The organism is Amycolatopsis sp. NPDC049691, assembly GCF_040675005.1.
Classification (GTDB): Bacteria; Actinomycetota; Actinomycetes; order Mycobacteriales; family Pseudonocardiaceae; genus Amycolatopsis.
The window spans coordinates 89,365-112,561 of record NZ_JBFANX010000025.1 but is presented as its reverse complement, the minus strand read 5'-3'; the positions used below and the strand labels follow the sequence as shown (position 1 = coordinate 112,561).

The window sequence follows — 23,197 nt, the reverse complement described above, 5'->3', positions numbered from 1 at the left end:
CACCGTACTGGCTCCGCGGCCCGGAGCGTCCTAAGTTGAGGTGCCGACCAAGGAGGCTCGATGGCTGAGAAGACCAAGTACGTCCTGGACGAAGACGATCTGCCGACCCAGTGGTACAACGTCATCCCCGACCTGCCGGAGCCGCCGCCACCACCGCTGCACCCCGGCACCCGGGAGCCGGTCGGGCCGGACGACCTGGCGCCGCTCTTCCCGCAGGCGCTCATCGCCCAGGAAGTGACGACTGATCGGTATGTCGACATCCCGGAGGAGGTCCGGGAGGTCTACCGGCTCTGGCGGCCGTCGCCGCTGTTCCGGGCGCGCCGGCTGGAGAAGGCGCTCGGCACGCCGGCGCGGATCTACTACAAGTACGAAGGCGTCAGCCCGGTCGGCTCGCACAAGCCGAACACCGCCGTGCCGCAGGCGTTCTACAACGCGGCCGAAGGCGTCACCCGGCTGACCACCGAGACGGGCGCCGGCCAGTGGGGGAGCGCGCTCGCGTTCGCCTGCGCCCAATACGGGCTGGAGTGCGAGGTCTGGCAGGTCCGGGCCTCCTACGACCAGAAGCCCTACCGCAAGCTGATGATGGAGACCTTCGGTGCGACCGTCCACCCGAGCCCGTCCGAGCTGACCGAGTCCGGCAAGGCGATCCTCGCCGAGCACCCCGACTCCACCGGCAGCCTCGGCATCGCGATCAGCGAGGCCGTCGAGCAGGCGGCGCAGGACCCGGACGCGCGGTACGCGTTGGGCAGCGTGCTCAACCACGTCCTGCTGCACCAGACGATCATCGGCGAAGAGGCGCTCAAGCAGTTCGAGCTGGCCGGGGACACCCCGGACGTGCTGGTCGGCTGCACCGGCGGTGGCTCGAACTTCGGCGGGCTGGCGTTCCCGTTCCTGCGGGAGAAGCTGGCCGGCCGGATGGACCCGGTGATCCGCGCGGTCGAGCCGGCCGCGTGCCCGTCACTCACGCGGGGGAAGTACGCCTACGACTTCGGCGACACGGCCGGGCTCACGCCGCTGCTCAAGATGCACACGCTCGGCCACGAGTTCATCCCGGACCCGATCCACGCGGGCGGCCTGCGCTACCACGGGATGTCCCCGCTGATCTCGCACATCTACGAGCTCGGCCTGATCGAGGCGATCGCGATCGGGCAGCAGGAGTGCTTCGCGGCGGGCGTGCGGTTCGCGCGGGCCGAGGGCATCATCCCGGCACCGGAGCCGACGCACGCGCTCGCGGCGTGCATCCAGGAAGCGTTGCGGTGCAAGGAAACCGGTGAGGAGAAGGTGATCCTCACGGCGCTGTGCGGGCACGCGCACCTGGACCTGCCGGCCTACGGCGCCTACCTGGCCGGCGACATGGTGGACAACGAGCTGTCCGCCGCCACGCTGGAGAATTCGCTGGCGACGCTGCCGTAGAACCCGGCCCGCCCGGAGCTCAGAGGACGTCCGGGATCTCCGGGCGGGCCAGCTCGGTCCGCGCCCCCGCCAGGACGACCCGGTCGCGGCCGGCCGCCTTCGCCGCGAACACCGCGTCGTCCGCCGCCTGCAGCAGGATCGTGTACTCCTGCGCCGTTTCCGGGTACACCGCCGCGCCGATCGACGCCGTCAGGCCGTCGATCACCTCGGGCTTGCCCGGGCGGACCACCGGGACCGGCACCTCGATGCGGGCGATCGCCGCGCGGATGCGGTCGGCGATGGACACGATCTCCGCGCTCGTCGCGCCCGGCAGCAGGACCACGAACTCGTCGCCGCCGAAGCGGCCCACGTAGTCGCCGCCGCGGACCGAGTGCTGGATCGCCGCCGCGATCGCGCGCAGGACCTCGTCGCCCGCCAGGTGGCCGTTGCCGTCGTCGATGGCCTTGAAGTGGTCGATGTCGATCATCAGCACGCCCGCCGTCGACGCCAGCTCGGCGGCGCGGGCCAGCTCGTTGCGCGCCAGCTGCACCCAGAACTCCGGCGCCAGCAGCGCCGTCTTGGAGTCGGTGCGCGCGGCGGCCTGGAACTGCGGCAGCAGCAGGCCGATGTGCAGCGCCACCGGGGTCACCATGAGCACCGGCAGCAGCCACGGCCGGACGGTCATCACCAGCGCGATCCCGCAGCCCACGCCGACCGCGGCCAGCACGATCAGCACGTCCGACGGGTTCCCGAACGCCTGCCGCGGCGGCTTGCCCGGGTTGCTCATCAGGATCGCCAGGATCACCAGCACGTAGTTGAGTCCGAAGTAGACGATCCCGGACAGCAGCAGCGCGGTCATGCCGCCGAACCCGTCCAGGTACGGCACGTACGGCGCCAGGTGCCCGGTGCCTGCCGACAGCACGGCGCCCGCGGCGAAACAGGCGAGGATGACGGTGGCGCCGGAGAACACTTTCCGGTGAATCACGCCGCGTCGTTTGTAGACGCGCACCCAGGAATGGGCATAGCTGACGACGATGACGAGCGTGGCCAGCGGCGGGGGCAGCAGGAGCAGCCCGGCGAAGATCCAGATCGACTGCAGGTGCATGTGCGGCCGGCCGTCCGCGGCCAGCTCGCGGATGCGCTCGATGCGTTGCGCCGCTTCGAGGTGCACGATCTCGCCCGCGAGGATCAGTCCACACCAGAGCACCGCCTGGGTGGTCACGGGCACGAGCGCGGCCGTGGCGACGACCGCGATCACCGCCAGCGCGTCGACGATGAGGACGTAGCCCAGCACCGGAGTGCCGAGCTTCCACATCGCCCACGTACGGAGACCTGATCGTGGACGTTCTGAGCTGGGCTTTCGCCCTGGGGACCCGGACAATCCCACGAAACGCCCCTCTTCTCAGGACGGAACTCTTCGCGGAAATCGTCACTGTAATCGAATGAACGCGGTGTGTCACTAGGCTGGTCGGGCTACCGTCCGGTCACGCACCGTGCAAGATCCCTCACGAACAGGAGAAACCATGTCGCACTTCCTGCCCACCGCGAACATCGTCCCGTCCCGGCGTCGCGCGCAGCGGCCGACCGACTGGACCCGGCAGCTCCCCACCGACTGGACCCGCGCGATCCCGACGGACTGGACCCCGCGGCGGCTGCCGACCGACTGGACGGCCCGCGAACTGCCGACCGACTGGACCGTCCGCGAGCTCCCGACCGATTGGACCCGCCCCGGCGTCTCGCCAGCGCTGCCGCAGTGCCCGACCGACTGAGGCTTGTTCTGGTCAGGCCGCCGTGGCCCGACCGCACGCCGCCGGGTTCGAGCGAAAGGCATACGGCGGCCGACGGCTGAACAAGCCTCACCGGACCCAGTCCTGACCAGTGCCCGGTGACCGGCCGGCAAAGCCGGTCACCGGGACTCCGGTTGCGCCCGCCGCCACAGCAATCCCGCCCCCGAGGCGGCCACCACGCCGATCGCGCCCGCGCCGGCGACGACGCCGTGCGGAGCCACGCGCTCGGCCGCGAGCCCGGCCAGCACGACCCCCAGCCCCTGCGACACCCGCAACGCCGTCAGCGCGAACCCGAACGCCTGCGCGCGCTGGGCCTCCGGGGTCAGCTGGACGAACGTCGTGTTCGCGATCAGGTTGTACGAACCGGCCACTCCGGACAGCGTCAGCAGCGCCAGCGTGCCCTCCAGGTTCGGCCGCAGCGCGCAGCCGAGCAGCGCCGCGCACGCCAGCACTGCCAGCGGCCCGAGCAGACGCGCCCGCTGAGAAGAGGGGATCCGCGACAACGCCGCCATCCCCACCACGTTCCCCAGCGCGTACGCCCCGAGCAGCAGGCCGACGACCACTGCGCCGCCACCCAGCTCCGCCGCGTACGGCGCCGCGATCGCTTCGCCCGCGATGTAGATCCCCGACACGCACCCCAGCGCGACCAGCGCGAGCCGGCGCCGGTCGCCGGCGACCACCGTCCAGCCCGCCCGCACGTGCCGCCACCAGCGGACGCCGGACGACTCGCGCGGCGGCCGGGACCGGACGCCGGCCGCCAGCAGCAGCGCCGACACCGCGAAGCTCGCCGCGTCCACGAGCAGGGCGCCGCCGGTACCGGTGGCCGCCACCAGGAGCCCGCCCAGCGCGAACCCGGCGATCTGGCCCGCCTGCACCAGCATCATCAGCAGGCCCATCCCGGGCACGAACGCCTCGCCGGGCAGCACCTGCGGCAGCAGGGCCGCGCGGGCGGAGTTCCACACCGGGTTGAGCAGCTGGACGCCGATCAGCAGCGCCGCGACCGACGGCAGCGGCAGGCCCGGCCACGCCATCACGGCGACCGCCGGCGCGCGCAGCACGTCGGCGGCGACCAGCACCGCCCGCGGCGGGTGCCGGTCGGCCAGCCCGGACAGCAGCGGCCCGCCCACGAGGTCCGGCAGGAACGTGAGCGCGTACGTCAGCGCGGCCCAGCCCGGTGAGTTCGTGCGGTCGTAGACCAGGATCGACAGCGCGACGCGCGCGAGCTGGTCACCGGTGACCGAGACCAGCTGCGCGGAGAACAGCGCCCGGAACTCGGCCACCGCGAGGACGTCCCGGAAGCCCGCCGCGCGCGTCGCCACGGTAACCCACGGTACCTCCGCGGGCGCGTTGCGTGAACGGCCGTTAGGAGGGGCCGCAGGTGATTTTCGGCTGCGGGTTGTAGTGGACGGTCCGGGTCGAGCGGCTCACCTCGCGGCCGGTGGCGACGTCCTTCAGCACGCGGGTGTCGGTCGTGGTGAACCCCGGCGCGCCGTTCGACGCGTGGCAGTTCTCCGCCGGGCCCGGCTTCGGCTGCGGGTCGCTCGGGTTCGAGCGGGCGCCGGGGATCGACTCGACGGTGTAGCGCTTGGTGCCCCACAGCTTCACGGTGATCGACGACGGCGTCCAGATCGCCTGGATCGCGATGCCGGTCGGCGCGTCGTTGGTGAACTTGAGGTCGATGACGCTGGCGCCGTTGGGGTTCTGGAACACCGTCGCCTCGCGCGCGGCGGGGTAGCGGCTGATGTAGTAGCTGTGTTCCTTGTGCCCGGCGTCCTTCATGCCCGCGAAGTAGGCCGCGTTGTACAGCGTCGTCGCGAACTGCGAGATGCCGCCGCCGACTTCCCGGCCGGGGGCGCCGTCCTTGATCACGCCCGCCTCGACGTACCCCTGCGCCTTGCCGCGCGGGCCGGTGAACCCGTTGAGGCTGAAGGTTTCCCCCGGCTTCACGATGGCGCCGTTGACCTTCTGCGCCACCACGCGGATGTTGGTGCCGGAGTCGGGCGCGAAGCCGCCGGTGGTGAACTCGCCGACGACCTCCTTGACGCCCAGCTGGTTCGCCTGCTCGGTCGTCACCTTCGCCGGGGCGTCCTTGTAGATCGCCGGCACCTCGCGGCCGTCGGTCTTCTTGAGGACCTCGGGCAGCGGTTTGAGGCTCGGGTCCCAGTCGATCGTCCGGCCGTCGGTGGAGGGGTCGACCGTGGGCTTGCCGCCCTCGAAGACGATCGTCGCCTCCTTGCCCTCCTTCTCGGTGGACTTCAGCTGCGGCCCGGCGGCTTCGGCGATCTTGGCGTTGTCGATCTTCGGGGTCAGCCCGCCGCCCTCGGCGGGCTCGAAGCTCAGAGCGGCGGCGATCGCCTCCGGTTTCACGGTGGCGTTCTTGCCTTCGCCCTTGACGACCAGCGGGCCGGAGACGGCGGGGCGCGCGAACTGGTCCAGCGCGGCCTGGACGCCTTCGGGGGTCGTGCGGACCGGCGTGCCGGTCACCGGCAGGGACAGGGTGCCGCCGCTCGCCCACTTCTCGACGACCGCGGCCCTGGCGGCGCCGACGTCGAGCTTCTGCCCGGGCTTCGGCGGCACGGCGACCGGGTTCGCGCCCTCGAACTTCACGGTGCCCTCGGCCGGCTCGCGGTCGACCTGACCGCGCAGGCCCTCGAGGGCGGCGGCCAGCTTGGCTTCGTCGGCGTGGCTGACGACGCCGACTTCGCGGCTGGAGAACAGCGACGCCAGGCGCGTGAACGGGTTCAGCGGCTGCTCGCCGGCCTGGTCGAGGGTCTTCGGCCAGTCGAGGCCCAGCCCGGCGGCCGTCGGCGAGAGCGTGCCCTGGACGTCGCCCGCGGTGACGGCGAGGGGCCGCGTCAGCCGCGGCTCGATCTGCCCGCGCAGCTCCTGCTCGGCCGCGGCGCGGTCCATCCCGCCGACGTCGACGCCGGCGACGGTCACGCCGCGCGGGACGCTGCCCTGGCTCACCAGCAGGTCGACGCCGTAGACCACGACGAGCAGGCCGAAGACCCCGCCCGCGATCCAGCCGGCCTTGCGCAGGTCGCGCTTCTTGGGGGGTCGCGGGTCCGGTTCGGGCCGGACGACCGGCAGGACGTCCGTCTGCTCACCGTGTGACTCGGGCCAGCGCGGTTCGTACGGCAACTCTCCACCCCTTCAACGCGGCACCGGAGCGCGCCGGTGACGGCCTCAGCGTACGGGGCACCCGGACAAGCCGTACGACTCGCCCTAACGGGGGATGAACCGGTCACGCTGTGGTCATCGGGCGTCGGGTTCCGGGTTGTGGCCGGCCCGCGCGAGGAAGTCGAAGTCGCAGCCGACGTCGGCCTGCGTGATGTGTTCGCTGTAGAGCGCGCCGTAACCGCGCTCGAACCGCGGCGCCGGCGGAGTCCACCCGGCACGCCGTCGCGCCAGTTCCTCGTCGGGCACCTCGAGCCGCAGGGTCCGCGAAGGAACGTCCAACGTGATCGGATCGCCGTCGCGGACCAGTGCCAGCGGGCCGCCGACGTGGGACTCCGGGGCCACGTGCAGCACGCACGCGCCGTAGCTCGTGCCGCTCATCCGGGCGTCGGAGATCCGGACCATGTCGCGCACGCCCTGTTCGAGCAGGTGCTTCGGGATCGGCAGCATCCCGTACTCGGGCATGCCGGGGCCGCCGAGCGGGCCGGAGCCGCGCAGCACCAGCACCGAGTCCGCGGTGATCGACGGGTTCTCGATCCGCTTCTTGAGGTCCGCGTAGTCCTCGAACACCACGGCCGGGCCCGTGTGCGTCAGCAGGTGCCGCTCGGCGGCGATGTGCTTGATCACCGCGCCCGACGGCGCCAGGTTCCCGTGCAGCACCGCGACCCCGCCCTCGGCTGCGACCGGGTTGTCGCGCGGCCGGATGACGTCGTCGTTGTGCACCCGCGCGGCCTCGAGGTCGGCGCCGAGCGTGCGGCCGGTGACGGTCACCCGATCGGTGTGCAGCAGGTCGGTCAGCCGCGACAGCAGGCCGGGCAGGCCGCCCGCGTAGTAGAAGTCCTCCATCAGCCAGTCGCCGCCCGGACGGACGTTCGCGAGCACCGGCACGCGCCGCGCGATCGCGTCGAAGTCGGCCAGGCTCACCGGGATCCCGCTGCGCCCGGCCATCGCGATCAGGTGGATCACGGCGTTGGTCGAGCCGCCCAGTGCCAGGACGGTGGTGATCGCGTCTTCGTAGGCGGTCTTGTCCAGGATCCGGCCCGCCGTCAGGTCCTCCCAGACCATGCCGACGATCCGCGCGCCGCTCGCCGCGGCCATCCGGTGGTGGGCCGAGTCGACGGCCGGGATCGACGCCGCGCCCGGCAGCGTCATGCCGAGCACCTCGGCGGCGGACGTCATCGTGGACGCCGTCCCCATCGTCATGCAGTGCCCCGGCGAGCGGGCCAGGCCGCGCTCCAGTTCGGACATTTCGGCGTCGCCGATCAGCCCCGCGCGCTTGTCGTCCCAGTACTTCCACATGTCGGTGCCGCTGCCGAGCACCTCGTCGCGCCAGTGGCCCCGCAGCATCGGCCCGGCCGGCACGAAGATCGCGGGCAGGTCCGCGCTCGCCGCGCCCATCAGCAGCGCCGGGGTCGTCTTGTCGCAGCCGCCCATCAGGACGGCGCCGTCGATCGGGTAGGACCGCAGGATCTCCTCGGTCTCCATGGCGAGGAGGTTGCGGTAGAGCATCGGCGTCGGCTTCTGGTAGGTCTCCGACAGCGTCGCGACCGGGAACTCCAGCGGGAACCCGCCGGCCTGCCAGACGCCGCGCTTGACCTGCTCGGCGCGTTCGCGCAGGTGCATGTGGCACGGGTTGATGTCCGACCAGGTGTTGAGGATGCCGATGACCGGCTTGCCGAGGTGCTCTTCCGGGTTGTAGCCGAGCTGGCGGCTGCGGGCGCGGTGGCTGAAATTGCGCAGTTCGTCGCCGCCGAACCACCGGTGGCTGCGGAGTTCCTCGGGAGTTTTCATGGGATCCAGTATGGCATCTGATATACGATCGGAGCGGCCTGGTTGAATGGTCTCGAAAAGAGTGAGGGAGCGCATCATGACCGGGACGTTCAGCCTGCCCGCTTCCCGGACCGAAGTGGTCCTGGAGGAGATCCGCCGCGGCATCCTGACCCGGGAGCTGGTGCCCGGCCAGCCGCTCGTCGAAGCGGAGCTGGCCGCGCGGCTCGGCGTGTCGAAGACGCCGGTGCGCGAGGCGCTCAAGGTGCTGTCCAATTCGGGCCTGGTGACGTTCAGCCCGTACAAGGGCGCCTCGGTGGTCACGGTCGACGCCGAACTCGCGAAGTCCGTCTACGACGTGCGGACGGTCCTGGAGCCGGAAGCCGTCCGGCGGACCGTCGAGCGCCGCGACCCCGAACTGCTGGAAGACGCCGCCGAGGCGCTGAAAGAGGCGTCGACGGCGATCGCGGACAAGGACCAGGCCGCCCTGAGCCTGCTCAACCGCCGGTTCCACCGCGCCCTCTACCGCGGCTGCGGCAACCCGCTGCTGGTCAGCATCCTCGACGACCTCAAGGACCGCGCGGCCCTGATCAGCGTCGTCGGCTGGGAGGCCAACCCCAGCTGGAAGAAGGAGTGGACCGAGCACAAGGCGGTCCTCGCGGCGGCGAAGAAGGGCGACGCCGAGGGCGCCGCGGCGCTGCTGAAGGACCACATCGGCGGCTTCCTCGAGCGGGTGCTCAAGGCCATCGGATGAAGCTGCTGCTCATCTCCGACACCCACTTGCCCGCGCGTGCCCGCGAGCTGCCCGCGCAGGTGTGGGCCGAGGTCGACGCGGCGGACGTCGTCGTGCACGCCGGCGACTGGGTCGAGGCCGGCCTCCTGGACGAGCTGGAGAAGCGCAGCAAGCGCCTGATCGGCGTCTACGGCAACAACGACGGCGCGGACCTGCGGGCGCGGCTGCCCGAGATCGCACGCGCGGACCTCGACGGCGTCCGGCTGGCCGTGATCCACGAGACCGGCTCGAAGCAGGGCCGCGAACAGCGGTGCGACGCGCGGTTCCCGGACACCGACGTGCTCGTCTTCGGGCACAGCCACATCCCGTGGGACACCACGACCCCGGCCGGGCTGCGGCTGCTCAACCCCGGCTCGCCGACCGATCGCCGCCGGCAGCCGTACTGCACGTACCAGACGGCCCGCGTCGAGAACGGCACGCTGACGGACGTCGAGCTGCACGAACTGCCCCGGAGGGGGTAGGAAGAGTCCATGGATCCGGCATGGGCGTTGCGGGAGATCGCGTTCCAGCTCGAACGCGCGGGGGAACCGACCTACCGCGTCCGCGCGTTCCGGAACGCGGCCGCGACCGTCGACAAGACCGACGCTTCGCAGCTGGCCTCGATGGCGGAGAACGGCACGCTGACCTCGTTGCCCGGCATCGGGAAGGCCACCGCCGGCGTCATCGAGGACGCGCTGGCCGGCCGCGATCCCGCGTACCGGTCGAAGATCGTCGAGAAGAAGCTGCCGGACGGCGAACCGCTGCGGTCGGCGCTGCGCGGGGACTGCCACACCCATTCGGACTGGTCGGACGGTGGCAGCTCGATCGGCGAGATGGCGGTCGCGGGCCGGGACGTCGGGCACGAGTGGATGGTGCTGACCGACCACTCGCCGCGGCTGACCGTCGCGAACGGGCTCTCGCCGGACCGGCTGCGGACGCAGATGCAGATCGTCGCCAAGGCCAACGAGCTGATGGCGCCCTTCCGGCTGCTGCACGGCATCGAGGTCGACATCCTCGACGACGGCGCCCTCGACCAGGAAGAGCAGCTGCTGGGGCAGCTGGACCTCGTCGTCGCGAGCGTGCACTCGAAGCTGCGGATGCCGGCTCGCGATATGACCCGGCGGATGCTGGCGGCGGTCCGGAACCCGCACGTCCGGGTGCTGGGGCACTGCACCGGACGGCTCGTCGTCGGCCGGGGCCGGCCGGAGTCGGAGTTCGACGCCGAGGCGGTGTTCACCGCGTGCCGCGAGAACGGCGTCGCGGTCGAAATCAATTCGCGCCCCGAGCGGCTCGACCCGCCGATGCGGCTGCTGAAGCTGGCCGCCGAGATCGGCTGCGAGTTCGCCATCGACAGCGACGCGCACGCGCCGGGCCAGCTCGACTGGCAGCCCTACGGGTGCGAACGCGCGGTCAAGGCGGGCATCGGGCCGGAGCGGATCATCAACACCCGCACGGCGGAGGAGCTGCTCAGCCGCTGATCTCGATGACCGGGTGCTCGGCCGGGTCGAGCCAGCCCAGGAGCGCCTCGAGGTCCGCGCCGGCGATCGCGACGCAGCCCGCCGTCGGCTTCCCGTCGGTGACGTGCAGGAAGAACGCCGAGCCCGCGCCCGGCACCACCGGCGTCCGGTTGTAGTCGATGACGACGGCCCGGGCGTAGACCGCGCCCGCCGCGCCGAGGTTCTCGCCGGCGGCCTCGTCGAACGGGCACGTGCCGGGGGCGCACGAGAAGTGCGTGTTGTAGTAAAGGGAACCGACGTCGGAGACCCACCAGTCCGCGGTGGTGACCTCGCGGTAGGGCAGCCGGGTCCGCGCGGGCCGGGTGCCGAAGGCTTCGGTGAGCGGCCAGACACCGGCCGGGGTGTGGGACGTCGACTCGCTCGCGGTGCCGACGCCGTTCTTGCCGACGTGCGCCGGGATCGGGCCGTACGCCCTCGCCCAGGCGTCCCCGGTGCGCTGCCACGCCGTGAGGACGGCGGTCGTCGCGCCCGCCGAGTCGGCCTGCACGGTGATCCGCTGCCGCGGCTCCGGCTGCTCCGGCTCCGGCGAGGCGGCCCCGCTGGTCAGCAGCGCGGCCGCGGCCAGCGTGGCACCGAGGGATCTCCTGCGCATGCCGGAGAGCCTAACGGTGCCACGCCGTCGGTGCCTCAGTTGATGGTGTAGGAGTCCCCGTAGACCTTCCACTTCAGCGGGGTGTGCAGGTCGAAGTTGCCTTCGCTGAGGAACTTCGCCTGCTCGGTGTCGACGCGCGAGGTGTCGGCGTGCGCCTCTTCCTGCTTCATGATCACCTTGCGGGCGGCGAAGAACGCCTTGAGGTAGGTCGCCTCGTCGCCGCCCTGGGCCGGGGTCTTCGCCTTCTTCATGGCGGCCTTGCGGATGCCGCCGAAGCTGTCGGAGCTGTCGCCGGGGCCGTGCATGACGATGGCGTCGTAGTAGGCGAACTGGCCGAGGTTGCTGAGACCGTCGGACTTGCCCTGGCTGACCGCGGGGTTGAAGTAGACGCGGTCGCGTTCGTTGTTCTGCGCGGTCTGGAACGCCGTGGTGGCCGCGGCCTGCTTCCAGGCGCTCTCGAACGCCGAGCCGAGGCCGGCGTGGGAGTCGGTGCCGTTCACCTTGCGCAGCGCGGGAAGGAACTTGGCCAGGGGGTTGTTCGGGACGGAGTTCGTGTAGGCCTCGACGAGCTCGAGCATGTCGCCGGTGCCGGAACAGAACCCGATGATGCCGGCGGTGTACCCACGGCCGTCGCCGATGTCCTCGATGTACTTGTACTGCGCTTTCCAGTCCAGCGACGAGTTTTCCGCGCTGGAGACCAGCTTCATCGCGATCTCCTTCTTCGCCGGGGCCGACAGGTCGCCGACGGCGAGGGCGGTCGCGCTGGTCGCGGCCAGTGGCGCGGGTGCCGCCGAGGAGAGTGCGGGGGTGGTGATCACGAGGGCGGCGACGGAGGCCGCGCCGAGCGCGCCGATGACGACCGGCCGCAACTTCTTGCTCATGGGTGGAGACCCTTTCCGCGGGGTGCGCCGTGGGGGATCACGACGGGTACGGGTGATGCGGGTGGAGCTGCGGCGTAGCGACACGGTAGCGAAGGGTCAGCGCGCTCCACAAGAGGCGGAATCCGTTCATGTTCGTGAACGGTCCAGACCACCACGGCGGGTCCTTTGAGGACGGTCAGCGGGCCCCGGTGAAGATGCGGATGACGTCCGGCAGCACGTTCACCGGGATCGACGGGTCGATCGCCCGCTGCACGCCGAGGCCGATGCCGAGGCTGAGCAGCGCCGTCGCGGCGTCGTCGGCCGACATCGGGAGCGTGATCCCGAACCGCTCGGCGTACCCGCTCAGCAGGCCGGCGATGCTGTCGCGGATGGCCTTGTCCCGGGCGGCCAGCTCGGCGCGCACCTGGGGGTTGCGCCGCGCGTTCGTGGCGAACTCGACCTCCAGGGCCGTCCAGGCTTCGTCGCCGATGCTGCGCTCGGCCCACGTCCGGAACGCGGCCAGCAGGTCGTCCACGCCCTCCGCGCCGACGAGCGCCTCGGCGATCAGCGCGACCTGCTCGTCGTGGATCCGGTCGAGGACGGCGAGGCAGAGCTCGTCCTTGTTGCGGAAGTTCGAGTACACCGCGCCCTTCGAGTAGCCGGCCTCGTCCGCGACCTTCTCCAGCGACGTCACCGAGTAGCCGTCGCGCAGGAAGAGCAGCTTGGCGGTCTCGATCAGCTGTTCGCGGGTGCGCGCCTGGCTTTCCGCGCGGGTGAGTCGGGCCATGGGGCCACTCTAGCCAGGTCCGGAATCGGGGTACCGGTGGTATTGAGATACTGATAGTCTCCGAAAATGGAACAACGCCACTTCGCGGTCCTCGTCGTCGGCGCCGGGGCGTCCGGGCTCGGGGCCGCCATCCGGCTGGGCCAGGCCGGCGTCGAGGACCTCGCCGTGCTGGAGAAGGCCGGCTCGCTCGGCGGAACCTGGCGCGACAACACGTATCCCGGCTGCGCCTGCGACGTCCCGTCCGCGCTGTACTCGTACTCGTTCGCGCCGAATCCGGAGTGGACACGGGCGTTCGCCGGGCAGGCCGAGATCCGGGCGTACCTGGCGGACACGGCGTCACGCTTCGGCATCACGCCGAAGATCCGCTACGACGTGGAGGTGACGCGCGCGCAGTGGAATCCTCGCGAGTCCGTTTGGGAGCTGGAGACCACGCGCGGCCCGTATTCGGCGCGGGTCCTGGTCGCCGGCACCGGGCCGTGGCACGAACCGCTGATCCCGGAGCTGCCGGGGCTCGCCGAGTTCCCGGGCGAGGTCTTCCACTCCGCGCGCTGGAACCACGGCTACGACCTGGCGGGCAAGCGCGTCGCGGTGATCGGCACGGGTGCGTCGGCGGTCCAGTTCGTCCCGCGGATCGTGCCCTCGGTGGGCAGGTTGCACCTCTTCCAGCGCACGGCGCAGTGGGTGCTGCCGAAGCCGGACCACCCCGTTCCGGGTGTCGAACGGTTCCTGCTGCGGCGGTTCCCGGCGCTGCAGCGGGCGTTGCGGAGTGTGGAGTACGGCGCGATGGAGACGCTCGGTTTCGGGTTCCGGCACCCGTGGCTGCTGCGTCAGGTGCAGAAGATCGGGCTCGCGCACTTGCGTGTCACTGTGCGGGATCCCGCGTTGCGCCGCGCGTTGACCCCGGACTACACGCTGGGCTGCAAGCGGTTGCTGATGTCGAACACGTACTACCGGTCATTGACGCGGTCCCATGTGGACGTTCACGCGACGGCGGTGCGTGCGGTCTCGGGCAACCGGGTCCTCGGCGCGGACGGCTCTGCCGCGGAGGTCGACGCGATCATCTTCGGCACGGGCTTCCACATCCTCGACATGCCGGTGTCGTCGCGCGTTTTCGACGGCGACGGCCGGAGCCTGGACGACCACTGGAAGGGCAGCCCGCAGGCGTACGCGGGGACGACCGTGGCCGGGTTCCCGAACCTGTACCTGCTGCTGGGCCCGAGCCTGGGGACCGGGCATTCGTCGGCGTTCATGATCCTGGAGGCCCAGCTGCGGCACACGGTTTCGGCGGTGACGCGGACGCTGGGCTCGGGGTGGCGGTCGGTGTCGGTGCGGCCGTCGGTGCAGGAGGCGTTCAACGCGGAGGTCCAGGCGGCGCTCCCGGGGACGGTGTACCAGGCGGGCGGGTGTTCGAGCTACTACACGGATGTCAACGGGCGCAACAGTTTCAGCTGGCCGTTTTCGACCGGTCGGCTGCGGACGCGGGTGGGGTCGTTCGACGAGGCGGACTACGAGGTCGTGAGTCAGTCCCACTCCCAGCAGAGCCCGTAGACCCCCGGCTGGGCGTCCAGCACCGCGATGTGGCTCGTGGAACTCGGCCCCACCGGCAACTCGGGCCGCTCGACCGAAGACTCCCCGTCGTAGCGGTAGCACCGCACCGGCACCGCCGCCGGGTCGAAGCACGCCTGCAGCACGATCTGCCGCGCCGGCGCGCGCACCCCGAACTGCAGGTAGCTCGTCTCCGGTGGCGTTCCGTCGTAGGCGAACTCGAAGTCGAACACGTACGTCTCGCCCGCCCGCAGCGGGTAGTCGAACCGCAGCTCCAGCGCCACCAGCTCGGACGCGGCGTCGCGGCGGACGCGGCCCGGGCGGCAGCAGCGCGCCGACCGCAGCACCGGCCGGTGATCGCCGCCCGTCTGGGGCCGGAAGAACGACACCCAGCGGTCGACGCCGTCCTCGCGGCTGGTCACCACCAGCTCCGTGCGCACCGACCGCTCGGTGCGGTCCGCGCCCAGCGTCGCCCGCTGGTGCACCGACGCGAGCGCCAGCCGCGCGTTGCCGTCGAGGTCGATGCCGTCGCACGACGCCAGTTCCGTCGGCTCGGAACCCAGCGCGCCGGCCAGGGTGACCCCGCCCGGCCACGGCTCCGCCCGGCGCACCCGGGGCCGCGCCACCAGGCTGGTCAACGCGGCCGCGGGCAGGCCGAGGCACCCTTCGGCGACGCCCACCGCGTGCAGCGAGCGCGCCCCTTCGGGATGCCGGCGGCCCCGGCGCCAATAGCTCAACGTGGCCAGGCTGACCTGGGCGCCCCGGATCGCCATCCGCCGCTGCAGCGCCTCCAGGCTCAGCCCGCGGTGCCGGATCGCCAGGTCGAACGCCACGGCGAACGGTCCTTCCCGGACCGCGTCGGCGACGTCGGTGTCGTTCTCGGAGAACGCTTCCATTCGGGTAAGCATGAATACCGGACGCACCGGACGCAACGAGGCCTGCCACCAAAGTAGGTGGCAGGCCCCGCGGGGGTCAGCTGACGGTGACCCCGGTGTCGTCCACGGCGAACGACGTCTGCAGCGACTGGTCCTCCGTGCCGGCGAACGTCAGCGTGACCGTCTGGCCCGCGTACGAAGACAGGTCGAGCGTCTTCTGGACGTAGGCCGAATTGCGGTCGAGGTTCGAGTACGTCGCCAGCGTCGTCGAGCCGGCGGACACGACGAGCTTGTCGTAGGCGACGTTCTCGGTCTCGGCCGTCCACACGCGCAGCCAGAACGTGAGGCCCGCCTTGCAGCCGGCCGGGATGGTGACCGGTTGCGACAGCGTGTCGGTGTGCGCCGAACCCCAGCCGCCGAGCCAGGAGTCGTAGCTGCCCGAGCGCGCCGGCGCCTGGCCGCCCCACTGGCCGATGGTGGTGTTCGGGTCGGTCCACGACGCCTTGCCGGACTCGAAGCCCGGGTTCTGCACCAGCTGCCCGCTGCACCCGCCCGGGGGAGTGGTGGGCGGGGTGGTCGTCGTGGTCGGCGGGGTGCCCGTGCACGTCGGGTCGCCGGACTGCGCCGGGACGCTCACCGCGTTCCACGCCGCCTTCACGGCGTCGAACTCGGCGCAGCTGTCCGGGTACAGGTTCTTCGCGGCCTGCAGCGTCCACGTGCGGTAGCGCAGGTAGTTGCTGCCGGACGTCTTCAGCTGCACGGCGCCGTGCATGATGTTGATCGCCTTGCGGATGCCGATGCCGGCCACCGTGCTGTTGTTGCACGTCGAGCTCGTCGGCTGTCCGTTGGTCGGGTTGCTGCCTTCGGCGAGCAGGTAGAACCAGTGGTCGCCGGGCCCGGCCGCCTTGTGCACCTCCGCGTTCGGCGTCGAGCTGGAGTAGCAGCTCGGGTCGCCGACCTTCGACGGGTCGTACATGTACCGGATCGCGCCGGTGCCGACCAGGTTGACCTCTTCGCCGATCGCGTAGTCCGGCGGGTCGTACTGCGCCGGCTCGTTCGCGTAGAACTCCGTCGCCGTCCCGAACGTGTCCGCGATGAACTCCTGCGTGCCGCCGCCGGAGAACCCGCCGGAGCCGGAGTAGTCGTCGATGCCGTGGCCCATCTCGTGGCCGAGGATGTCGAGCGAGCCGACCCACTCGCCGCTCGGGTTGTGGCCGAGGTTCACGTACGCGGGCCGCGAGTTGTAGTAGTAGGCGTTCTCGTCGTCGAGGCCGACGCGGATCTTCCACGCCCCGCCGTCGCCGGTGAACCCGTTGCGGCCCACCCAGTCCGAGAGCATCTTCTTCTCGGTCTGCGCGACGAACAGCGCGTCCGCGCAGCCGGTCTCGATGTTCGTGCCGGTGCCGTTGCCCCAGCTGTCGTCCGGCCCGGTGAGGACCGAGTCGCTGCTGTAGTTGCGGCAGTCGAGGTTCGGCGTGGCCGGGTCGGCCATCGAGTACGTGCTGCCGGACTTCGTCGTGTTCAGCGGCAGCGGCGCCGGGCCGTTCCACTTGCCCGTGCCGGTGCCCGCGGCGAGGTGCTGGACGGTCCGCAGCACGCGACCGTCCACGGCGTCGACGTAGACGCTCAGGCTGCTCGGCTCGCCGTGTTCGTCGGTGCCCTCGACGTTGCTCTCGTAGGCGAGCCGTCCGGCGCCGTCCGCGACGACGACGAGCTTTCCGCCCGGCAAGCTCTTCGGCCCGCGGACCTGCTTGCGCGCCACGGTTTCGGCCTGCTGCGCGGTGAGCTTCGCGCCGTGGACGTCGAGGTCGCCGAGGGCCTGCTGCTGCGCGACGGAGGTGGTCTTGACGGTGCCGGCGGAGTCGGTGGCGATGACGAGGTCGCCGCCGATCACGGGCAGGTCGTCGTAGGTGCGGTCGTAGACGACGTACGACAGGCCGTTGGCCGATCGCACGTCCCGCTGGAGGAACTTGTCGTGCTTCCCGGCGTGCAGCGCGGCGGACCGGGCGTTGACCAGGTTTGCCGCCGCGGCCGTGGCGTTGGCCTGGGCCTGCGCGGCGGACGGCGGGGGTGCGGGGACGGGCTGCGCGGGCGCGGCGACGGCGATGCCGACCACCACCATGCCCGCCGCCGTCGCGCCGCCGAGCGCGGCGAACCGTTGGGGCAATCTCATGACGCTCCTTGCGAAAACGCGATGGGGGAAGGGAGAACCCGATCGACGTTAAGCGCGGCGCGGGAGCGGCAGAAGGTTCATCACAGCGGCAAACTTTCACGCCGCGGTGGTGTGAAATCGGTCAGAGCGTGTGGAACCGCAGGCCGGCTTTGGTGAGCCGGTCGATGAGGGCGTCGCCCATCGCGGTCGCCGTGGTCACCTGGCCCGCCGTTTCCGGCAGGGTGTCCGTCGCCAGGCACAACGCCGATTCGGCGAGCATCTTCGCCGTCTCGTCGTAGCCGGGGTCGCCGCCGGAGACCTCGGTGACGACGCGCTCGCCGCCACCCTCGCCGACGAACCGCACCGAAAACCACGACCGCGCCCGGCGTTCCGGGCTGGGGCCGTCGCCGGGTGCCAGCAGCCGGGAGAGCCCGCGCCGCGCGGGCGGCACCTGCGCCGCGGCGAGCAGCGCGCCCGCGCCGAGCACGCCGCCCGCGAGCACGGGCAGGTGCTTGACGGCGGCGAAGTGCCGGTAGGTGAAGTCGGGCCCGTAGCGGTCGTTCGCGGCCGCCGACCGGCGGACGACCTCGGGGTCGATGGTCGGCAGCGGCACCGCCCACCAGCCGGCGTCGGCCACGCGGTGCGGACGTCCGAGCGGCGCGCGGGTGAAGCGCCCGGCGGGCCGCGGTTCGGCGGCCGCGCGTTCCTTCGCGACCCGGGCGCCGGCCGGGAGGCGGGACATGATGGTCAGCGCGCTGAGGAACGTGCCGCCCGAGGGCATCCCGCTGGCCCGGACGTAGCCGTCGACCTTCAGGGGAACGCCTTCGGGGAGCTGCTTGACGGTGAAGTAGGCGCCGAGGTCGTGCGGGATGGAGTCGAACCCGCAGGCGTGCACGAGCCGCGCACCGGTCTCGCGGGCGAGCCGGTCGTGGGCGAGGTACATCCGGTCGACGAACTCGGGCTCGCCGGTGAGGTCGACGTAGTCGGTCCCGGCCGCGGCGCACGCGGCCACCAGCGGCTCGCCTTGGGTGAGGTAGGGGCCGACGGTGGTGATGACGACTTTGGTGGCCTCGGCGACGGCGCTGAGCGACGCGGGCTCGCCGGAGTCGGCGACGAGCAGGTCGAGGGAGGCGAAGCGGTCGTCGACGGCCGCGAGTCGCGCACGGACGGCTTCGAGCTTCTGCCGGTTGCGTCCGGCGAGGGCCCAGCGCAGGCCGGCGGGCGCGTGCCGGGCGAGGTAGTCGGCGGTGAGGCCCCCGGTGAACCCGGTGGCACCGAAGAGCACCACGTCGTACGCGCGCATGTCTCCTCCAGGGAACGTCGACGGCGGACGGGCTCAGGTTACCCGCGAGTACGGAAGGGTGCCGGGTCGCGGCGCGCGGCGGTCGCCTCGGGGGGCGCTGCCGGGTGGTGGCGGGTGGTGGTCGGCTCGGCTGGGTGGTGCAGTGTTCGCCGGGGGTGGCGAGTTGCGCCGGGTGTGGGTGGGCGGCGGCCTCGGAGCGCACCCTGCGGCCGAGCGCAGCCGCCGCAGGGTGCGCAAGTCCAGCAGCGGCCGCCGCGGGGACCACCACCCGCGCGACCCCCGCCACGCTACCTCCGGTCTCCCGTGTAAACCACCGCCGCCGCCACGGCGGCCACCCCCGCGATCACGTCCGCTATCCGGCGCGGCATCGCGTGGTGCGTGTCCTCCATCCACGCCCGCACCCGCGCCCGGTCCAGCTCCGGCTCGCACAGGTCGTCCACTCCCGCCGTCCACGCCAGCAGCGCCAGGCATGCCGCGTGCGGGTCGGGCCGGTCGATGCCGAACACCGCCGCCCTCGCCTTGCTGCGGGCCGCCGTCGAGACCAGCAAGTCCGCCGGTGGGTAGCGGAATCGGCGCAACAACACCGGCGTCCGCCGGACCAAGCCCTGCGCGACCAGATTGTCCGCGGCGATCGAGGGCAGTTCCCCGCGCAGGTGGTCCACCCAATCGCGGACGCGGTACGTCCCCGTTTCCGAAACAATTTCGGAAAACACGTGATCGGCCGTCGGAATGCCCGGCGGGCGCGTGGCGATCGCGCGCACCCTGCCGGCCTCGACCGTGATCCGGTCGGTGAACAGCAAGTCGCACAACGCCGCGCCGGCCAGCCCGATGCCCAGCGACGTCCGGCTCAGCACCGGGCGGCCGGTGAACTCGTCGTGGCCGAGGAAGAAGAAGGAATCCACCAAGGTGAGCCGGCGCATGACGGAAAACGGCCCCCCGGGCGGTCGCGGTGAGGATGCCGAAGATAGCGGTCCCGCTGCACAGCGCTTTCGGTGACGTCTCGGTTTACCCCGAACGGACGTACCGTCGCACCGCGCACACCCCCTACTCTGGGGCGCCGCCGACCAAGATCACCTAGGCGCGGGGAAAGGTCCATGGGAACCCAGACGCCGGGGCGCGGCCTCGGCACCAGGCGGCTCGGCGCCGTCCAGATCGTCTTCTTCGTCGTCGCGGCGGCCGGCCCGCTGTACGCGATCGCCGGCGGGGTCTCGGCGACGTACGCGGTCACCGGCAGCGTCGGCGTACCGCTGTCGTTCGTGCTGCTGGCCCCGGTGCTCGCGCTGTTCGGCGTCGGGTACGCCGCGATGAGCCGGTACGTCACGAACGCCGGCGCCTTCTACCCCTATGTGGCGCACGGGATCGGGCGCTCCGCGGGCACCGCCGTCGCCTACGTGACGGTGCTCGCCTACAGCTCCATCCAGACCGGCGTCTTCGGCCTGTTCGGGTTGTCGGTGTCCACCTGGCTGAACACCACGTTCGGGTGGCACCTGCCGTGGTGGCCGGTCGCGCTGCTCATGGTGCTCGTCGTCGGCGCCGGCGGCGTGCTGCGCGTCGACCTCAACGCGAAGGTCCTCGGCGTCGCGCTCGGCCTCGAAGTCGCGGTGCTCGTCGTGCTGAACGCGGGGATGTTCAGCCACCCCGCAGGGAGCGCGCTCACCCCGCTGGCGCCGTCGAGCCTCTTCACGGCGGGGGTCGGGGCCGTTTTCGCATTCTCCATCGCGGTTTTCCTCGGCTTCGAAGGCGCAGCCACCTACGGCGAGGAGTGCCGCGACCCGCGCCGGACCGTCGGCCGCGCGACCTACATCGCGATCGGCCTGACCGCCGTGCTGTACGTCGCGTCTTCGCTCGGGCTGGCGGTCGCGGCTGGTCCGGACCACGTCGTCGAGCGCGCCGCGGCCGAAGGACCGGGACTCCTGTTCGGGCTCGGCGGCCAGTACTACGGCACGGCCTTCGCCGACACCGCGTACGCGCTCTTCCTGACCAGCCAGTGCGCTGCGCTGCTGAGCCTCCACAACGCCGTCGCGCGGTACTTCTTCGCGCTGGGCCGCGAAGGGCTGCTGCCGGACGGCCTCAGCCGGACCAGCAAGCGCACCGGCGCCCCGATCGGCGGCTCGCTGGTCCAGACCACGATCGGCCTGGTCGTGGTCGCGGTGTTCGCGCTGGCCGGGCGCGATCCGTTCACCGACCTGTTCACCTGGACGGGGGTCACCGCGTCGACCGGCGTCACGATCATCATGGTCGCGGTTTCGCTGGCGGTCATCGGGTTCTTCCGCCGCCACCCCGGCCGGGAGACGTGGTGGCGGCGCGCCGGTGCGCCCACGCTCGCGGCGGTGACGCTGACCGCGGTCCTGGTGCTGATCATCGTCAACTTCGGCGTCCTGCTCGGGCCGGCGGGCTCACTCCCGTGGTTGCGCTGGGGCCTGCCGGGGCTGCTGGTGCTCGCCGGCCTGGCCGGATTCCTGCGGGCCGAGGCGCTGCGCACCCGGCGGCCGGAGGCGTACGCGGCGATCGGCGGCCCGCTGCGCGAAGAACTCGTGGAGACGCGGTGAGCGACGTCCGCGCCGCGGAACCGGCCGAGCTGGACGCGGTCGTCGCCATCCTGGTCGCCGCGTTCCAGGACGACCCGATGAGCCGCTGGGTGTTCCCCGGCGACGAGCGCCGCCGGGCCGTCGCGCACCCGGCGTTCTTCCGGGAGCTGCTGCGGGCCGGGTTCGCCGTGGGCAGCGTCGACGTCACCGACGACCACTCGGCGGCGCTGATCTGGCTGCCCGGCAGCGCGGGCGACGACGAGCCGGTCGCGGGCCTCGACCCGGCCGAGCAGGACCGGCTGGACGTCCTGCTCGGCCTGATGGCGGCCCGCGAACCCACCGAGCCGCACTGGCACGCGCAGTTCATCGGCGTGCTGCCCGGCCGCCAGCGCGAGGGCATCGGCGGGCGGCTGCTGAGCCACGGCCTGGCCCGCTACGACGCCGAGGGCGTGCCGACTTACCTGGAGGCCAGCTCACCGGACAGCACGCGCCTCTACCGCCGGCTGGGGTTCCGCGACCACGGGCCCGCGTTCCGGCCGCCGGGTGGGCCGCCGATGCAGCCGATGTGGCGGGCTCCGGCTTGAGTCCGGGTGGCTGGTGGTGCGACGGAGATGGTTCGCCGGGGGTGAGCCCTCCGGCGGCTCGGGCCCGCGTTCCGGCCGCCGGGTGGGCCGCCGATGCAGCCGATGTGGCGGGCTCCGGCTTGAGCCGGGGGGTTGGTGGTGCGGCGGCGGGTGCGTGCTCGGGGTGAGTCCGTCGGCGGCTCGGGCCCGCGTTGCGGCCGATGTGGCGGGCTCCGGCTTGAGTCCGGGTGGCTGGTGGTGCGGCGGAGGGGGCGTGCCCCGGGTCGAGTCCTCCGGCGGCTCGCGCCCGCGTTCCGCCGCCGGCGCCCAGCCGATGTGGCGCGGCCCGGCCTGAGCCCGTTACCGGCGAGTACAGTGCCCCCTCGAACGCGAGGAGGAAGCCGTGACCGAACGCTTCGGCAGCTACCAGAACGAGCTCTACCTGCAGGGACTCGGTGGGCAGCTGCCGCCGTGCTCGACCGACGCCACCCAGCTCGAAGCGTCGGCCCGCGAGGTCATGGCGCCCGGTCCGTTCTCCTACGTCGCCGGCTCGGCGGGCTCGGGCGCGACCGCCCGCGCGAACCGCGAAGCCTTCGACCGCTGGCGCGTCGTGCCCCGGATGCTGACCGGCGCGACCGACCGCGACCTCTCGACGACCGTGCTCGGCACCCGGCTGGCCGCGCCGGTGGCCGTCGCGCCCGTCGGCGTCCAGTCGATCGTCCACCCGGACGCCGAGTCCGCGACCGCCCGCGCGGCCGCGTCGGTGGGCCTGCCGTTCATCCTCTCCACGGCGTCGTCGACCGGCATCGAGGACGCCGCCGCGGCCAACGGCGACGGCCCGCGCTGGTTCCAGCTCTACTGGCCCGGCGACCCGGACGTCTGCGCGAGCCTGCTGGCCCGCGCGAAAGCGGCCGGCTACACGGCGCTGGTCGTCACGCTCGACACGTGGACGCTGGCCTGGCGACCGTCCGATCTGGACCAGTCGTACCTGCCGTTCCTGCAGGGGGAGGGCCTGGCCGTCCCGTTCACCGACCCGGTGTTCCTCTCCCGGCTGGCGAAGACGCCGGAGGAGGACCGCGGCACGGCGATCCTGACCTGGATCGGCATGATCACCGGCACCGACCGGACGTGGGACCAGCTGCCCTTCCTGCGTGAGCACTGGGACGGCCCGATCGTGCTGAAGGGCATCCAGCACGTGGCGGACGCGCGCCGCGCGGCGGAGGCCGGGATGGACGGCGTCGTCGTTTCGAACCACGGCGGCCGCCAGGTCGACGGCGCGATCGGGGCGCTGGAAGCGCTGCCGGGCATCGTCGCGGCGGTGGGCGACCGCGTGGAGGTGCTGTTCGACTCGGGCGTGCGCACGGGCGCGGACGTGCTGAAGGCGATCGCACTGGGCGCGCGGGCGGTGCTGGTGGGCCGCCCGTGGGTGTACGGCCTGGCGCACGCGGGCGAGGACGGCGTGCGCCACGTGCTGCGGAGCCTCTTGGCGGACTTCGACCTGACCATGGGACTTTCCGGCCACCGCACCCTCGCCGACCTGGGCCCGGACTCGCTCCAGCGCACGTGAGGTAACGAATCGG

Annotated in this window: 20 protein-coding genes; 9 read left to right on the top strand and 11 right to left on the bottom strand. The window is 72.1% G+C overall.

Annotation, left to right across the window (positions count from 1 at the left end):
- The first annotated feature begins 60 nt into the window (after nt 1–60).
- Nucleotides 61–1,413, top strand: a complete 1,353-nt coding sequence (locus tag AB0J40_RS39875; RefSeq protein WP_364464452.1) for a TrpB-like pyridoxal phosphate-dependent enzyme — start codon at nt 61–63, stop codon at nt 1,411–1,413.
- A gap of 19 nt (nt 1,414–1,432) precedes the next feature.
- On the opposite strand, the gene AB0J40_RS39870 is transcribed toward AB0J40_RS39875, so the two are convergent.
- The gene (locus tag AB0J40_RS39870; protein ID WP_364464450.1) at nt 1,433–2,707 is read right to left on the bottom strand and encodes a diguanylate cyclase; all 1,275 of its coding nucleotides are present in this window, start codon (nt 2,705–2,707) and stop codon (nt 1,433–1,435) included.
- 208 nt (nt 2,708–2,915) lie between these two features.
- Here AB0J40_RS39870 and AB0J40_RS39865 point away from each other — a divergent pair, with 208 nt between their 5' ends.
- Entirely contained in the window at nt 2,916–3,161 is a 246-nt protein-coding gene (locus tag AB0J40_RS39865; protein ID WP_364464448.1) for a hypothetical protein, read from the top strand.
- Between the two features lie 137 nt (nt 3,162–3,298).
- Here AB0J40_RS39865 and AB0J40_RS39860 read toward each other — a convergent pair whose 3' ends face one another.
- The 3 genes from AB0J40_RS39860 to araD all read right to left on the bottom strand — a co-directional run bounded on the left by AB0J40_RS39860 (nt 3,299) and on the right by araD (nt 8,147).
- Nucleotides 3,299–4,498 carry an MFS transporter gene (locus AB0J40_RS39860; RefSeq protein ID WP_364464446.1) on the bottom strand — a complete coding sequence of 400 codons (1,200 nt, stop codon included), beginning with the start codon at nt 4,496–4,498 and terminating at the stop codon, nt 3,299–3,301.
- Between the two features lie 43 nt (nt 4,499–4,541).
- Nucleotides 4,542–6,320, bottom strand: a complete 1,779-nt coding sequence (locus AB0J40_RS39855; protein WP_364464444.1) for a VanW family protein — start codon at nt 6,318–6,320, stop codon at nt 4,542–4,544.
- Nucleotides 6,321–6,434: 114 nt separating this feature from the next.
- Nucleotides 6,435–8,147, bottom strand: coding sequence for an L-arabinonate dehydratase (gene araD / locus AB0J40_RS39850; RefSeq protein ID WP_364464442.1), 1,713 nt, complete (start codon nt 8,145–8,147; stop codon nt 6,435–6,437).
- Nucleotides 8,148–8,223: 76 nt separating this feature from the next.
- Between araD and AB0J40_RS39845 the strand changes: the two genes are divergently transcribed.
- Genes AB0J40_RS39845 through AB0J40_RS39835 form a run of 3 tightly spaced genes read left to right on the top strand, consistent with a single transcriptional unit; the run spans nt 8,224 to nt 10,373 of the window.
- Entirely contained in the window at nt 8,224–8,877 is a 654-nt protein-coding gene (locus AB0J40_RS39845; RefSeq protein ID WP_364464440.1) for a GntR family transcriptional regulator, read from the top strand.
- Nucleotides 8,874–9,377: a metallophosphoesterase gene (locus tag AB0J40_RS39840; protein WP_364464438.1), complete on the top strand. Its 504-nt coding sequence runs from the start codon at nt 8,874–8,876 to the stop codon at nt 9,375–9,377. The genes AB0J40_RS39845 and AB0J40_RS39840 overlap by 4 nt, the downstream gene beginning before the upstream one ends.
- Before the next feature lie 9 nt (nt 9,378–9,386).
- Nucleotides 9,387–10,373: a PHP domain-containing protein gene (locus tag AB0J40_RS39835; protein ID WP_364464436.1), complete on the top strand. Its 987-nt coding sequence runs from the start codon at nt 9,387–9,389 to the stop codon at nt 10,371–10,373.
- Here the strand turns inward: AB0J40_RS39835 and AB0J40_RS39830 are convergent.
- From AB0J40_RS39830 to AB0J40_RS39820, 3 genes are all read right to left on the bottom strand, one after another.
- Nucleotides 10,363–11,004: a L,D-transpeptidase family protein gene (locus AB0J40_RS39830; RefSeq protein ID WP_364464434.1), complete on the bottom strand. Its 642-nt coding sequence runs from the start codon at nt 11,002–11,004 to the stop codon at nt 10,363–10,365. The genes AB0J40_RS39835 and AB0J40_RS39830 overlap by 11 nt on opposite strands.
- 35 nt (nt 11,005–11,039) lie before the next feature.
- Entirely contained in the window at nt 11,040–11,885 is an 846-nt protein-coding gene (locus AB0J40_RS39825) for a chitosanase (RefSeq protein ID WP_364464432.1), read from the bottom strand.
- A 175-nt stretch (nt 11,886–12,060) separates the two neighbouring features.
- A complete protein-coding gene (locus AB0J40_RS39820) occupies nt 12,061–12,651 on the bottom strand; it encodes a TetR/AcrR family transcriptional regulator (protein WP_364464430.1) in 591 nt (196 codons plus the stop codon).
- Nucleotides 12,652–12,717: 66 nt separating this feature from the next.
- Here AB0J40_RS39820 and AB0J40_RS39815 point away from each other — a divergent pair, with 66 nt between their 5' ends.
- Nucleotides 12,718–14,199, top strand: coding sequence for an NAD(P)/FAD-dependent oxidoreductase (locus tag AB0J40_RS39815; RefSeq protein ID WP_364464429.1), 1,482 nt, complete (start codon nt 12,718–12,720; stop codon nt 14,197–14,199).
- Here AB0J40_RS39815 and AB0J40_RS39810 read toward each other — a convergent pair.
- From AB0J40_RS39810 to AB0J40_RS39795, 4 genes are all read right to left on the bottom strand, one after another.
- Nucleotides 14,172–15,092, bottom strand: coding sequence for a hypothetical protein (locus tag AB0J40_RS39810; RefSeq protein ID WP_364464427.1), 921 nt, complete (start codon nt 15,090–15,092; stop codon nt 14,172–14,174). The genes AB0J40_RS39815 and AB0J40_RS39810 overlap by 28 nt on opposite strands.
- 76 nt (nt 15,093–15,168) lie before the next feature.
- Complete coding sequence (locus AB0J40_RS39805) at nt 15,169–17,244, bottom strand: M4 family metallopeptidase (RefSeq protein ID WP_364464425.1); 2,076 nt, start codon at nt 17,242–17,244, stop codon at nt 15,169–15,171.
- Between the two features lie 121 nt (nt 17,245–17,365).
- A complete protein-coding gene (locus AB0J40_RS39800) occupies nt 17,366–18,526 on the bottom strand; it encodes a saccharopine dehydrogenase NADP-binding domain-containing protein (protein ID WP_364464423.1) in 1,161 nt (386 codons plus the stop codon).
- Between the two features lie 287 nt (nt 18,527–18,813).
- Nucleotides 18,814–19,446, bottom strand: a complete 633-nt coding sequence (locus tag AB0J40_RS39795; protein WP_364464421.1) for a GPP34 family phosphoprotein — start codon at nt 19,444–19,446, stop codon at nt 18,814–18,816.
- A gap of 174 nt (nt 19,447–19,620) precedes the next feature.
- Between AB0J40_RS39795 and AB0J40_RS39790 the strand changes: the two genes are divergently transcribed.
- From AB0J40_RS39790 to AB0J40_RS39780, 3 genes are all read left to right on the top strand, one after another.
- Nucleotides 19,621–21,075 carry an APC family permease gene (locus AB0J40_RS39790; RefSeq protein WP_364464419.1) on the top strand — a complete coding sequence of 485 codons (1,455 nt, stop codon included), beginning with the start codon at nt 19,621–19,623 and terminating at the stop codon, nt 21,073–21,075.
- Complete coding sequence (locus AB0J40_RS39785) at nt 21,072–21,638, top strand: GNAT family N-acetyltransferase (RefSeq protein WP_364464417.1); 567 nt, start codon at nt 21,072–21,074, stop codon at nt 21,636–21,638. The genes AB0J40_RS39790 and AB0J40_RS39785 overlap by 4 nt, the downstream gene beginning before the upstream one ends.
- Nucleotides 21,639–22,020: 382 nt before the next feature.
- Nucleotides 22,021–23,184 (top strand): lactate 2-monooxygenase, encoded by a 1,164-nt coding sequence (locus AB0J40_RS39780; RefSeq protein ID WP_364464415.1) that lies wholly within the window; start codon nt 22,021–22,023, stop codon nt 23,182–23,184.
- Nucleotides 23,185–23,197: the final 13 nt, after the last annotated feature.

What these genes read in the sequence shown, in the direction of transcription:
- AB0J40_RS39825 (WP_364464432.1), bottom strand. Translation starts at nt 11,885, where the DNA reads ATGAGCAAGAAGTTGCGGCCGGTCGTCATCGGCGCGCTCGGCGCGGCC.
- AB0J40_RS39870 (WP_364464450.1), bottom strand. Translation starts at nt 2,707, where the DNA reads ATGTGGAAGCTCGGCACTCCGGTGCTGGGCTACGTCCTCATCGTCGAC.
- AB0J40_RS39795 (WP_364464421.1), bottom strand. Translation starts at nt 19,446, where the DNA reads ATGCGCCGGCTCACCTTGGTGGATTCCTTCTTCTTCCTCGGCCACGAC.
- AB0J40_RS39845 (WP_364464440.1), top strand. Translation starts at nt 8,224, where the DNA reads ATGACCGGGACGTTCAGCCTGCCCGCTTCCCGGACCGAAGTGGTCCTG.
- AB0J40_RS39830 (WP_364464434.1), bottom strand. Translation starts at nt 11,004, where the DNA reads ATGCGCAGGAGATCCCTCGGTGCCACGCTGGCCGCGGCCGCGCTGCTG.
- AB0J40_RS39800 (WP_364464423.1), bottom strand. Translation starts at nt 18,526, where the DNA reads ATGCGCGCGTACGACGTGGTGCTCTTCGGTGCCACCGGGTTCACCGGG.
- AB0J40_RS39865 (WP_364464448.1), top strand. Translation starts at nt 2,916, where the DNA reads ATGTCGCACTTCCTGCCCACCGCGAACATCGTCCCGTCCCGGCGTCGC.
- AB0J40_RS39805 (WP_364464425.1), bottom strand. Translation starts at nt 17,244, where the DNA reads ATGAGATTGCCCCAACGGTTCGCCGCGCTCGGCGGCGCGACGGCGGCG.
- AB0J40_RS39810 (WP_364464427.1), bottom strand. Translation starts at nt 15,092, where the DNA reads ATGGAAGCGTTCTCCGAGAACGACACCGACGTCGCCGACGCGGTCCGG.
- araD (WP_364464442.1), bottom strand. Translation starts at nt 8,147, where the DNA reads ATGAAAACTCCCGAGGAACTCCGCAGCCACCGGTGGTTCGGCGGCGAC.
- AB0J40_RS39790 (WP_364464419.1), top strand. Translation starts at nt 19,621, where the DNA reads ATGGGAACCCAGACGCCGGGGCGCGGCCTCGGCACCAGGCGGCTCGGC.
- AB0J40_RS39875 (WP_364464452.1), top strand. Translation starts at nt 61, where the DNA reads ATGGCTGAGAAGACCAAGTACGTCCTGGACGAAGACGATCTGCCGACC.
- AB0J40_RS39840 (WP_364464438.1), top strand. Translation starts at nt 8,874, where the DNA reads ATGAAGCTGCTGCTCATCTCCGACACCCACTTGCCCGCGCGTGCCCGC.
- AB0J40_RS39815 (WP_364464429.1), top strand. Translation starts at nt 12,718, where the DNA reads ATGGAACAACGCCACTTCGCGGTCCTCGTCGTCGGCGCCGGGGCGTCC.
- AB0J40_RS39820 (WP_364464430.1), bottom strand. Translation starts at nt 12,651, where the DNA reads ATGGCCCGACTCACCCGCGCGGAAAGCCAGGCGCGCACCCGCGAACAG.
- AB0J40_RS39835 (WP_364464436.1), top strand. Translation starts at nt 9,387, where the DNA reads ATGGATCCGGCATGGGCGTTGCGGGAGATCGCGTTCCAGCTCGAACGC.